We start from the raw sequence: 11,563 nt of genomic DNA, 5'->3' as shown, positions 1-11,563 counted from the left end.
GGACCGAACGCAGGCCTGAGCGCAGCATCAAATCGCCGGGTCGGCAGCCGTAAACTGTGTGTCCGTGATGGCCAAGTGAGCATTCCGAACGTTCTGGCGGCGCGGTACGCCAGCGCCGAGATGGTGGCGATCTGGTCGCCCGAGGCCAAGATCGTCGCGGAGCGGCGGCTGTGGCTGGCGGTGCTGCGGGCCCAGGCCCGCCTCGGCGTCGAGGTTCCCGCCGCGGCCATCGACGACTACGAGCGGGTTCTCGACAACGTGGACCTGGCCTCCATCGCCGCCCGCGAGCGGGTGCTGCGCCACGACGTCAAGGCCCGCATCGAGGAATTCAACGCCCTGGCCGGTCACGAGCACGTGCATAAAGGGATGACCAGCCGCGACCTCACCGAGAACGTCGAGCAGCTGCAGATCCGGCAGTCGCTGGAGCTGGTGTTCGCCCACGGGGTGGCGGTGGTGGCCCGGCTCGCGGAAAAGGCGGTGTCCCACCGCGACCTGGTTATGGCCGGGCGCAGTCACAATGTCGCCGCCCAGGCCACCACCTTGGGCAAACGGTTCGCCTCGGCCGCGCAGGAGACCCTGATCGCGCTGACCAGGCTGCGCGAGTTGATCGACCGCTACCCGCTGCGCGGCGTGAAGGGGCCGATGGGCACCGCGCAGGACATGCTCGACCTGCTCGGCGGCGACGCCGGCAAACTGGCCGAACTCGAGCGCCAGACAGCCGAATTCCTGGGCTTCGCAACGGTTTTGAACAGCGTCGGCCAGGTGTATCCGCGTTCGCTGGATCATGACGTGATTTCCGCGCTGGTGCAGTTGGGTGCCGGGCCGTCGTCGCTGGCCCACACCATCCGGTTGATGGCCGGCCACGAGCTGGTCACCGAGGGCTTCGCCGCGGGCCAGGTCGGTTCCTCGGCGATGCCGCACAAGATGAACACGCGCAGCTGCGAGCGGGTCAACGGCCTGCAGGTGGTGCTGCGCGGGTATGCCTCGATGGCCGCCGAACTGGCCGGCGCGCAGTGGAACGAGGGTGACGTGTTCTGCTCGGTGGTGCGCCGGGTTGCGTTGCCGGACAGCTTCTTTGCCATCGACGGACAGATCGAGACGTTCCTGACGGTGCTCGACGAGTTCGGCGCCTACCCCGCGGTGATCCAGCGTGAGCTGGACCGCTACCTGCCATTCCTGGCCACCACCAAGGTGTTGATCGCCGCGGTGCGCGCCGGCATGGGGCGGGAAGCGGCCCACCACGTGATCCGCGAGCACGCGGTGGCCACCGCGCTGGCCATGCGTGAACACGGCGCCGAGCCCGACCTGCTGGACCGGTTGGCCGCCGATGCGCGGTTGCCGCTGGATCGGGCGGCGTTGGATGCGGCGCTGGCCGACAAGGCGGCGTTCACCGGGGCGGCCGGTGATCAGGTCGACGAAATCGCCGCAGCGGTGCAGCAACTGGTGGCGCGGTATCCGGAGGCGGCCAAGTACGTGCCCGGGGCGATTCTGTGACGGTGACGGCCGCGCTGGCCGAGATCGACTTCACCGACCTCGACAACTTCGCCGACGGTTTTCCGCACGACTTGTTCGCCGTGCATCGCCGCGAGGCGCCGGTGTACTGGCATGAGCCCACCGAGCACACCCCCGACGGCGAGGGCTTCTGGTCGGTGGCCGCCTACCCGGAGACCCTGGAGGTGCTGCGTGATCCGGTCACCTACTCGTCGGTGACCGGTGGGGACCGGCCGTTCGGTGGCACGCTGTTGCAGGATCTGGCCATCGCCGGCCAGGTGCTCAACATGATGGACGACCCGCGGCATTCCCAGATTCGCCGGCTGGTCAGCTCCGGGCTGACGCCGCGGATGATCCGGCGCGTGGAGGACGATCTGCGGTCGAGGTCGCGCGGGTTGCTGGACGCGGTGGTACCGGGCGAGCCGTTCGACTTCGTGGTCGAAGTGGCCGCCGAACTGCCGATGCAGATGATCTGCATTCTGCTGGGAGTGCCTGAGTCCGAACGGCATTGGCTGTTCGAGGCGATCGAGCCGCAGTTCGACTTCGGCGGTTCGCGTAAGGCGTCGCTGTCGCAACTCTCCGTCGAAGAGGCCGGATCGCGGATGTACGCCTTCGGGCAGGAGCTGATCGCGGCCAAACGTGCCCGGCCCACCGACGACATGCTCTCGGTCGTCGCCAACGCCGGGGGTGGCGCCGTGCTGTCGGATCTGGAGTTGTATCTGTTCTTCAGCCTGCTGTTCAGCGCCGGCGCCGAGACCACCCGTAACGCCGTCGCCGGGGGAATGTTGGCGCTGGCCGAGCACCCCGACCAATTGCGTTCGCTGCGTGATGATCTCGAGAAACTGCCCACCGCCGTTGAGGAGATCGTGCGCTGGACCACGCCGTCGCCGTCCAAGCGGCGCACCGCCACCCGCGACGTCACGCTCGGTGGCCAGGCCATCCGCGCCGGCGAAAAGGTGCAGATCTGGGAAGGCTCCGCCAACCGCGACGACACCGTGTTCGAGTCGGCCGACCGATTCGACATCACCCGTAAACCCAATCCGCACTTGGGTTTTGGCCAGGGTGTGCATTACTGCCTGGGGGCCAACCTGGCCAGGCTGGAACTGCGGGTGCTCTACGAGGAACTGTGGTCCCGGTTCGGCTCGGTGCGACTGGTGCAACCACCGGAGTGGACCCGCAGCAACCGGCACACCGGCCTGCGCCATCTGGTGGTGGAATTGCGAGAGGCGTAGCGCTGCGCGTCGTCGGTCCGGCAGCCGCACCGAAAGCCGGTTGCTGAGTGGCGCCGGTCAGGTAGTGCGACCAGCCAGGTGTCGGGTTTAGGATGCCCCTGCGACGTTTGCGCGGATGCCCGGCACAGGAGGGGCGATGACTGAGGCACGGCCAGAGGTTGGAACGCAGTTCGGGCCATATCTGCTCAAGCGGATGCTCGGCAGCGGCGGCATGGGCACCGTGTATGAAGCCCAGGACACCACGATGGACCGGGTGGTGGCGTTGAAGCTCATCTCGGGGCCGTACGCGCAGGACCCGAATTACCGGCAACGGCTGCAGCGGGAGGCCCGCATCGCCGGGCGGCTGCAGGACCCCCATGTGGTGCCGATCCACTCCACCGGTGAGATCGACGGGCAACTCTATGTCGACATGCGGCTGATCAACGGCACCGACCTGGAGACGATCCTGCAGCAGTCGGGACCGCTGCCGCCGGAAAAGGCGGTGGCGATGGTGCGCCAGATCGCCTCGGCGCTGGATGCCGCCCACGCCGCCGGTGTGCTGCACCGCGACGTCAAGCCGGGGAACATCCTGATCACCCCGGACGACTTCGCCTACCTGGTCGATTTCGGAATCGCCAACGCGGCCACCGAGTCCAGGCTGACCCAGATGGGCGACGTCCTGGGCACTTGGACCTACATGGCACCCGAGCGGTTCCGGGGCGACGAGAGCCAGGTGACGTTGCGCTCGGACACCTACGCGCTGGCCTGTGTGCTGTTCGAAGCCCTCACCGGGGCACCGCCGTTCGCGGGTGACACCGCGAGCCTGGTCGGTGCGCACCTGAGTGAGCCGCCGCCCCGACTCAGCGCACGCATCGGCCTGCCCCCCGCGCTGGACGAAGTGATCGCCCGCGGCATGGCCAAAGATCCCGCGCAGCGGTACGCGACCAGCGGTGAGTTCGCCCGAGCGGCCGAGGCGGCCCTGGCGTCGCTGGGCAGTTCGACATCTGCCTTCACCGTTCCGGCGGCCACCGCCCCGATCGTGCCGAACCAACCCGAGCCCACCCAGGTGGCGCCAACGCAAACAGCGCCTCCGGCGGCGCAGCAGCCCGTTGCGCAACAGCCCGTTGCGCGACAGTGGACACCGCCGCCCGGCCAGTATCCGCCGCCGATTCCCGGCGGGCCCCCGCAACCGGCGGCCGGCAAGCGCAACCGGTGGATCCTCGTGGGGGCGGCAATCCTTGCCGTGGTCGCCCTGGTGGCCGGGGTCGCGATCTGGCAGCTGACCAAAAACAATTCCGGGTCCGAAAACGCGGTGGACATCAGCAAACTCGACGTAGGGCGCTACGGCACCCAGCCGCGGCCGCTGCCCGGTCCCACCACGGTCGACGAAGGCCGAGTGCTGGAAGGGTTCCGGCTCGCCGAGGGCATCGCGGACCCGCACGCGGTGGACTCCGTCCTGGACCACATCTACGGTGATGCGGTTCCAACCCCCGACAAGGCGGCCGCCACTATTTCGGGCACCGGAGAGCCACTGACCCAACCCGTGTTCGAGAAGTACCACATGGTCTCGGGCTACGTCGTCGAAGGTTTGAACAAGCGCATCAACGACTTTGCCCGCGACCACGAGGGCGAACTGCTGCTCACCATGGTGACCAGCTTTCCCAACGACGACGCCGCCGCGCGGGCCGCCACCGAGATCGACGCGACCGATTTCGCGGTCAATCCGGAGAACCGGACAGTCCAAATTCCCGATTACAAGCAAGCCATGGCCCATTACCGGCCGGGTTCTCCGTCGATCGGGGCCACCATGGCCTCGGGTGCCATGGTCATTTCGTTCGTCGTGCGCAGCGACGCGAACCCCGACCTCGGCAATCTGACGCAGCGGATCAAACGCGCCCTCGACCTGCAGGTGCCGCTGATGGCCAAGGTGATCCCCACCAATGCGGTGGCACTGACCGAGCTACCACTGGACCCCGACCGCATGCTGAGCCGGATCTTCTTCGCGGGCGACCAGCCGAAGGTGTCCGGCACGTTCGGCAGTATCGGTCCACGCGCGGCCGCCTTCTGTGCAGACAGCCAAGCCGTCAAAGACGGGCTGTTCGAGCAAGCCGGGATCGACCGATGCGCGTTCAGCATGGATGCGTCGTTGCTGCGGGCGAAGGACGAGGCCACCGCGAAAGCGTTCATGCCGAAAATAGTCGAGGCCGGCCGCAACGAGTACATCGCCCACGACATCGCCCCGCCGGACCGGTTGCCGGACGCGCGGTGTCATGAGATTAAGCCGGACATCGTGTCCGACAACCCCGATGCGCGCTTCTCGTGTTTCGTCACGTTCGGGCGCTACATCGCCTCGGTGCACAGCAACGAGGAGAAGGACGTTCGTCAGCGGGCCGCCGCCCAGTACGCCATCCTGGTCAACAGCGCCTGACCGCGCCGGATGGCCGGGCTCGTCGGCGCTCAGTCCATCCGGAGCCGGATTCCCGCCGCCCGCAGTTCGAGTGCGGCCAGGCCGCGGATCACCATCGGGTCCTCGTAACGCCAGCCGCCGACCGGGTCCGCGCTGACGGCCGCCAGCTTGGCCGGCGGCCGGTTCGCCAGCGCCCGCAACGCCAGCAGCTGCTGGCCGGCCGCGGTGCCCGCCAGCGCGGTCACCACCCATTTGCGGCGGAAGAACCGGATTCGCAGATACAGCCACGGCACGGTCACCGCGAGGATGGGCGGCAGGGCCACGGCCAGCGCCAGCACCACCGCCAGCCAGGTCGCCGTGGTGCTCAGGTCGTGGCCGGCGCCGGCGACGTCGAGGGCCGCCTGGCTGGCCGCGTCCAGGGGCTTGCCCAGTGCGTCACCGAGCAGCGGCACGTTGTGCGCGCCGTGACCGGCCGACGCGAGGTTGCCGGCCAGCCCCTTCGAGCCCGACTCGACCTGGCGTCCGGCCTCGGCGATGGCGGCGATCGCCTCGTGCACGGCGAGGCCGACGAACACCCAGATCACCGTCCATATCGAGATGGTGATGTCGCTGATCAGCTGACCGAACAGGCGAACGGGTCTGGTGGAGTAGGGCAGGTACCGGCTCATGACACTGATACCAGCACAGCTCGCATCCGAATGGTGCCGGCTGGCCCGATAGGCTGACCCGATGCGACCCGCATTGTCCGATTACCGGCATCTGGCCAGCGGCAAGGTTCGCGAGATCTACGTCGTCGACGATGACCACCTGCTGCTGGTTGCCTCCGACCGGATCTCCGCGTACGACTTCATCCTGGCCAGCACCATCCCCGACAAGGGCCGCATCCTGACCGCGATGAGCGTGTTCTTCTTCGGCCTCGTCTCCCGGCTCACCGACTTCCCCAACCACTTGGCCGGCCCGCCGGACGACCCGCGGATCCCGGACGAGGTGCTGGGCCGGGCGCTGGTGGTGCGGCGCCTGGAGATGATGCCGGTGGAATGCGTGGCCCGCGGTTATCTCACCGGCTCGGGGCTGCTGGACTATCAGGCGACCGGCAGCGTCTGCGGCATTCCGTTGCCGCCGGGGCTGGTGGAGGCCAGCAAGTTCACCACGCCGCTGTTCACCCCGGCCACCAAGGCCGAGCTGGGCGACCACGACGAGAACATCGCCTTCGACCGGGTCATCGAGCTGGTCGGCGCGGTGCGCGCCAACCAGTTGCGTGACCGTACCTTGCAGATCTACGTGCAGGCCGCCGATCATGCGCTGAGCAGAGGAATCATCATCGCCGACACCAAGTTCGAGTTCGGTACCGACGCCGGCGGACAGCTGGTGCTGGCCGACGAGATCTTCACACCGGATTCGTCGCGGTACTGGCCGGCCGCCGAGTACCGGCCGGGCGTGGTGCAGACCGCGTTCGACAAGCAGTTCGTGCGCAACTGGCTCACCAGCGCCGAGTCCGGCTGGGACCGGCACGGCACCGAGCCGCCGCCGCCGCTGCCCGACGAGGTCATCGACGCCACCCGCGGTCGGTATATCGAAGCATACGAACGTATTTCGGGCTTGAAGTTCGACGACTGGATCGGTCCCGGCGCATGACCGGACATTCGGCACCACCCGTTGCCAAGCGGGTGGAAACCCGCCGCGAGCATCACGGCGACGTCTTCGTCGATCCCTATGAGTGGTTGCGCGACAAAGACAATCCCGAGGTGATCGCCTACCTGGAAGCCGAGAACGACTACGTCGATCAGGTCACCAGCCACCTCGAGCCGTTGCGGCAGCAGATCTTCGAGGAGATCAAGGCGCGCACCAAGGAGACCGATCTGTCGGTGCCCACCCGGCGCGGCGACTGGTGGTACTACGCCCGTACCTTCGAGGGCAAGCAGTACGGGGTCCATTGTCGTTGTCCGGTAAGCGATCCCGACGACTGGTCCCCGCCGCAGTTCGACGAGCGCACCGAGATCCCCGGTGAGCAGGTGCTGCTGGACGAGAACAGCGAGGCCGACGGCCACGACTTCTTCGCGCTCGGTGCCGCCAGTGTCAGCCTGGACGCCAACCTGCTGGCGTACTCCGTCGACGTGGTCGGCGACGAGCGATACACGCTGCGGTTCAAGGACTTACGCACCGGCGAGCTGTATCCCGACGAGATCACCGGCATCGGCGCCGGGGTGACCTGGGCGGCCGACAACGCCACCGTCTACTACAGCACGGTGGACGACGCCTGGCGACCGGATACGGTGTGGCGCTACCGACTCGGTTCCGGCGGCCCTCCGGTGCAGGTCTACCACGAACCCGACGAACGGTTCTGGCTGGGCGTGGGACGTACCCGCAGCGACGCCTACGTGGTGATCGCGGCGGGATCGTCGATCACCTCGGAAGTGCGTTACGCCGACGCGGCCGACCCCGACGCGCAGTTCCGCGTCGTGCTGCCGCGCCGCGAGGGTGTCGAGTACTCGGTGGAGCACGCCGTCATCGGCGGCCAGGAGCGGTTCTTGATCCTGCACAACGACGAAGCGGTGAACTTCACGCTGGTGCAGGCGCCGGTCGAGGACCCGTCGCGGCAGACCACCCTGATTGCCCACCGCGACGACGTCCGCCTCGACGGTGTGGACGCCTTCGCCGACCACCTGGTGGTCAGCTACCGCCGCGCGGCGCTGCCGCGAATCCAGTTGTGGCCGTTCGGTTCTGACGGGAGCTACGGCACCCCGACGGAATTGGAGTTCGACTCGGAGCTGATGTCGTCCGGTCTGGGCGCCAACCCGAACTGGGTGACACCCAAGTTGCGGGTCGGCGCCGGGTCGTTCGTGACGCCGGTCCGGATCTACGACATGGATCTGGTGACCGGCGAACGCACCCTGCTCAAGGAACAGCCGGTGCTCGGTGATTACCGTCGCGAAGACTACGTGGAACGGCGCGACTGGGCTATCGCCGCGGACGGCGCCCGCATCCCGGTCTCGATCGTGCACCGCGCTGACATCGAATTCCCGGCTCCGGCACTGATTTACGGTTATGGCGCCTACGAGATGTGCGAGGACCCGCGGTTCTCCATCGCCCGGTTGTCGCTGCTCGATCGGGGCATGGTGTTCGTCGTGGCGCATGTGCGTGGCGGCGGCGAGATGGGCCGGCTGTGGTACGAGGACGGCAAGCTACTGCGTAAGAAGAACACCTTCACCGACTTCATCGCGGTGGCAAGGCATCTGGTGGATTCGGGGCTGACCCGGCCGCAGCAACTGGTGGCCCTGGGCGGCAGCGCCGGTGGTCTGCTGATGGGTGCGGTGGCCAACATGGCCCCGGACCTGTTCGCCGGGATCCTGGCCCAGGTGCCGTTCGTCGACCCGCTGACCACCATCCTGGATCCGTCGCTGCCGCTCACCGTCACCGAGTGGGACGAGTGGGGAAATCCGTTGAGCGACAGCGATGTCTATGCGTATATGAAGTCGTATTCGCCCTACGAGAACGTGGTGCGCCAGCGGTATCCGGCGATCCTGGCGATGACGTCGCTGAACGACACCCGGGTCTACTACGTCGAACCGGCCAAATGGGTCGCCGCGCTGCGGTACGCCAACGCCGAGGGTAATCGGGTGCTGCTGAAGACTCAGATGAAGGCCGGTCATGGCGGAATCAGCGGACGTTACGAACGCTGGAAGGAGACCGCGTTCCAGTACGCGTGGTTGCTAAGCACCGCCGAGGGCGACGACGAGCGCGGCGCCTAGAAACACGACTTCCTCGGCGGTGCGCACCGAAAGACGCGTTGTCATCGACTCCGGCGGGTCGGGCATCCGCGCGGCGTAGATGTTGGCCGGGAACATCGCCAGCATCAGCAGCAGTAGGCAGACAGCGGCGATCACCCGGGTGGCGGGCAGCAGCAGGCCCGCCGCACCGAGCAGTTCCAGCACGCCGGTAACGGTCACGAGTAGGACCGGCGCGGGTAGGCGGGTCGGGACGATCGCGATCAGATCCCGGCGCAGTGGCGGCACGAAATGCGCCACGCCGGTGACCACGAACATCACGGCCAGGCCGACCGCGGCCGCCTTCGGCCAGCCGTCGAGGTAGCTCACGCCGAACCAGCCGATGATGCGGGCGAGCAGAGTGCCGAACAGCAGAGCGATCGGCGGAGCCATCGCACCTCCAATCTAGACAGTGACAAGATCGCTCCGTCAGGTTATGGGGGTTATCTAGCCATTGTCAAGATTTGTTCGCTATGCTGTTCGGCGTGAGCCGGCCGACCTACCACCACGGCGATCTGCGGGCCGTCATCCTGGCCGAAGCCGCCCGAGCCGTGGCCGAGCGCGGCGCCGAACGGATTTCGCTGCGCGAACTCGCGCGCGATGCCGGAGTGTCGCACGCCGCCCCGGCCCACCATTTCACCGACCGCCGGGGCCTGTTCACCGCGCTGGCCACCCAGGGGTTCCAGCTGCTGGCCGCGGCCCTCATCGCGGCGATGCCGGCGCCCGGTGCTCAGTTCTCCGACGCGGCCCTGGCCTATGTGCGGTTCGCCCTGCAGCACCCCGGCCACTACCAGGTCATGTTCAACAGGTCTCTGCTGGACGGCTCCGACGCCGAACTCGCCGCCGCCGAGGCCGCCGCGGCGGCCGAGTTGTCCCGTGGGGTGGCGACGTTGCACGACCCGAAGGCTCGTGCCGATCCCGCGGGTGCCGAACTGGCGGCGTGGTCTCTGGTGCACGGCTTTTCGATGTTGTGGCTCAACGGCGCGGTCCGGGTGAAGGCGGCCGACCCGATGGACACCGTCGCCCGCATCGCGACGATGCTCTTCGACGGCTGAGTCAGAGGGCCGGAGTCTTCGGCAGGAACGCCGCCGGGATCAGCGTCAACGCCACCAGCACCACCGCGATCGCCAACACCACCGTGTAGGCGTGCGACAGATCGTGCAGCAAAACGGTGCCGAACTCCGGATCCAGCGTCCGCCGCGGTATCGCCGACGGTTCGATCGGTACCCCGCGCCTGATCGACTCCTGCTGCAGACGCGCGAGTTTGTTCGCCGCGGTGATGGTCTCGCTCCGGTTGAACTGGGAGGTCAGCACCATCGACATCAGCGCCGTGCCGATGGATCCGCCGACCTGGTGGTTCACGCTGATCAACGTCGAACCGCGGGCGATGTCGTGCGGGCTCAGGGCCTGGACCGCGGCCCCGGACAACGGCATCATCGTGCAACCCATGCCCATCCCGACGATCACCAGCCCGGCGCACATCGTCGGCAGATAGTCGGCATGCCGCGCGACGGCAAAGGTGATCGCGGCCATGCCCACCGTGATCAGCCCGATGCCGAACAGCACCGCCTTCCCGGGTCCGCTGCGGTCCACGAACACGCCGGCCAACGGCATGGTCAGCATCGCGCCGATGCCCTGCGGGATGAGCAGCATCCCGGATTGCAGCGGCGTCTGGTGGGAGACCTGCTGCAGATAGCTCGGCAACAGCAGCGCGCTGCCGAAGAAGGCGATCGCGAACAGCAGGGCCGTCACATTGGCGCGGGTGACCAGTGGGATCTTGAACAGGCGTAGGTCGATCAGCGGATGCTCGGCGCGGAACCAGGCGTGCAGGACGAACATCACGATCAAGGCGAGGCCGGCGATCACCGGTATCAGCACGTGCCGATCGGCCACCGTGCCGCGGCCGGGAACCGACGACACCCCGAACAGAAAGGTGGCCAGGCCGGGTGACAGCAGCAGCACGCCGACCACGTCGAAGGTCTCCGACGGCGCCGGCTCGTCGCGCGGGAACACGAACAACGCCAAGCAGAACGCGCACAATCCGATCGGCAGATTGACCAGGAAGATCCACGGCCAGCCGAATTCGCCGATCAGCCAGCCGCCCAGGATCGGCCCGCTGATCGGGCCGATCAGCATCGGGATACCCAGGATCGACATCAGCCGGCCGAGCCGTTTCGGACCCGCCACCTGCGTCAGAATCGTGAATCCCAACGGCATCATCATCCCGCCGCACATGCCCTGCACCACGCGAAAGATGATGAGCAGCAGGATGTTCGGCGCCATCGCGCACAGCAGCGAACCGACGATGAACGCCAGCACCGAACCCATCCACAGCCGCTTGGTGCCGAATCGGTCGGCCGCCCAGCCGGCTATCGGGATGACGGTGGCCAGCGCCAGCGTGTAGCCGGTCATGGTCCAGCCGACCACGGCCTGAGTGGACTCGAAGTCGACGATGAAGGTGCGTTGGGCGACGTTGACGATGGTGGCGTCGACCGCCATCATCATCGACGCCAGGATGCACACCCCGGCCGTCCGGAAAGTCGCGGCGTCGAGCTTGTCGGGGTAGTCGTGGTGGACATTCGACTGCCCCGTGGCGGTGGCGGGCAGCGCGGCGTCAGCCGGTGCGGAAGGCGCCTTATCCATGGCGTTACTGAGGATATCTAACGGATCGTTCGACCTGATCAGCGGGC

The 11,563-nt window shown here is 67.5% G+C and carries 9 protein-coding genes; 6 read left to right on the top strand and 3 right to left on the bottom strand.

The window, feature by feature from the left end; translation table 11 throughout:
* The first annotated feature begins 75 nt into the window (after positions 1 to 75).
* The 3 genes from purB (at position 76) to L6444_RS26750 (ending at position 5,130) form a co-directional block, all read left to right on the top strand.
* Complete coding sequence (gene purB, locus L6444_RS26760; protein ID WP_236978249.1) at positions 76 to 1,494, top strand: adenylosuccinate lyase; 1,419 nt, start codon at positions 76 to 78, stop codon at positions 1,492 to 1,494.
* Complete coding sequence (locus L6444_RS26755; protein WP_236978248.1) at positions 1,491 to 2,723, top strand: cytochrome P450; 1,233 nt, start codon at positions 1,491 to 1,493, stop codon at positions 2,721 to 2,723. The genes purB and L6444_RS26755 overlap by 4 nt, the downstream gene beginning before the upstream one ends.
* 136 nt (positions 2,724 to 2,859) lie before the next feature.
* Complete coding sequence (locus tag L6444_RS26750; RefSeq protein WP_236978243.1) at positions 2,860 to 5,130, top strand: serine/threonine-protein kinase; 2,271 nt, start codon at positions 2,860 to 2,862, stop codon at positions 5,128 to 5,130.
* A 29-nt stretch (positions 5,131 to 5,159) separates the two neighbouring features.
* Here the strand turns inward: L6444_RS26750 and L6444_RS26745 are convergent, their stop codons facing one another.
* Positions 5,160 to 5,777 carry a hypothetical protein gene (locus L6444_RS26745; RefSeq protein WP_236978242.1) on the bottom strand — a complete coding sequence of 206 codons (618 nt, stop codon included), beginning with the start codon at positions 5,775 to 5,777 and terminating at the stop codon, positions 5,160 to 5,162.
* A gap of 61 nt (positions 5,778 to 5,838) precedes the next feature.
* Between L6444_RS26745 and L6444_RS26740 the strand changes: the two genes are divergently transcribed.
* Both L6444_RS26740 and L6444_RS26735 read left to right on the top strand, forming a co-directional pair.
* The gene (locus L6444_RS26740) at positions 5,839 to 6,744 is read left to right on the top strand and encodes a phosphoribosylaminoimidazolesuccinocarboxamide synthase (protein ID WP_236978241.1); all 906 of its coding nucleotides are present in this window, start codon (positions 5,839 to 5,841) and stop codon (positions 6,742 to 6,744) included.
* Entirely contained in the window at positions 6,741 to 8,858 is a 2,118-nt protein-coding gene (locus tag L6444_RS26735; RefSeq protein ID WP_236978240.1) for a S9 family peptidase, read from the top strand. The genes L6444_RS26740 and L6444_RS26735 overlap by 4 nt, the downstream gene beginning before the upstream one ends.
* Here the strand turns inward: L6444_RS26735 and L6444_RS26730 are convergent.
* Positions 8,820 to 9,266: a DoxX family protein gene (locus tag L6444_RS26730; protein ID WP_236978239.1), complete on the bottom strand. Its 447-nt coding sequence runs from the start codon at positions 9,264 to 9,266 to the stop codon at positions 8,820 to 8,822. The two genes, L6444_RS26735 and L6444_RS26730, sit on opposite strands and share 39 nt — an antisense overlap.
* 92 nt (positions 9,267 to 9,358) lie before the next feature.
* Between L6444_RS26730 and L6444_RS26725 the strand changes: the two genes are divergently transcribed.
* Entirely contained in the window at positions 9,359 to 9,928 is a 570-nt protein-coding gene (locus tag L6444_RS26725; protein WP_236978237.1) for a TetR/AcrR family transcriptional regulator, read from the top strand.
* Between the two features lies 1 nt (position 9,929).
* On the opposite strand, the gene L6444_RS26720 is transcribed toward L6444_RS26725, so the two are convergent.
* Complete coding sequence (locus L6444_RS26720; RefSeq protein WP_236984446.1) at positions 9,930 to 11,531, bottom strand: DHA2 family efflux MFS transporter permease subunit; 1,602 nt, start codon at positions 11,529 to 11,531, stop codon at positions 9,930 to 9,932.
* Between the last annotated feature and the right edge of the window lie 32 nt (positions 11,532 to 11,563).

The organism is Mycobacterium kiyosense (assembly GCA_021654635.1).
Lineage (GTDB): Bacteria > Actinomycetota > Actinomycetes > Mycobacteriales > Mycobacteriaceae > Mycobacterium > Mycobacterium kiyosense.
This window is presented reverse-complemented; position numbering and strand designations above follow the sequence as displayed.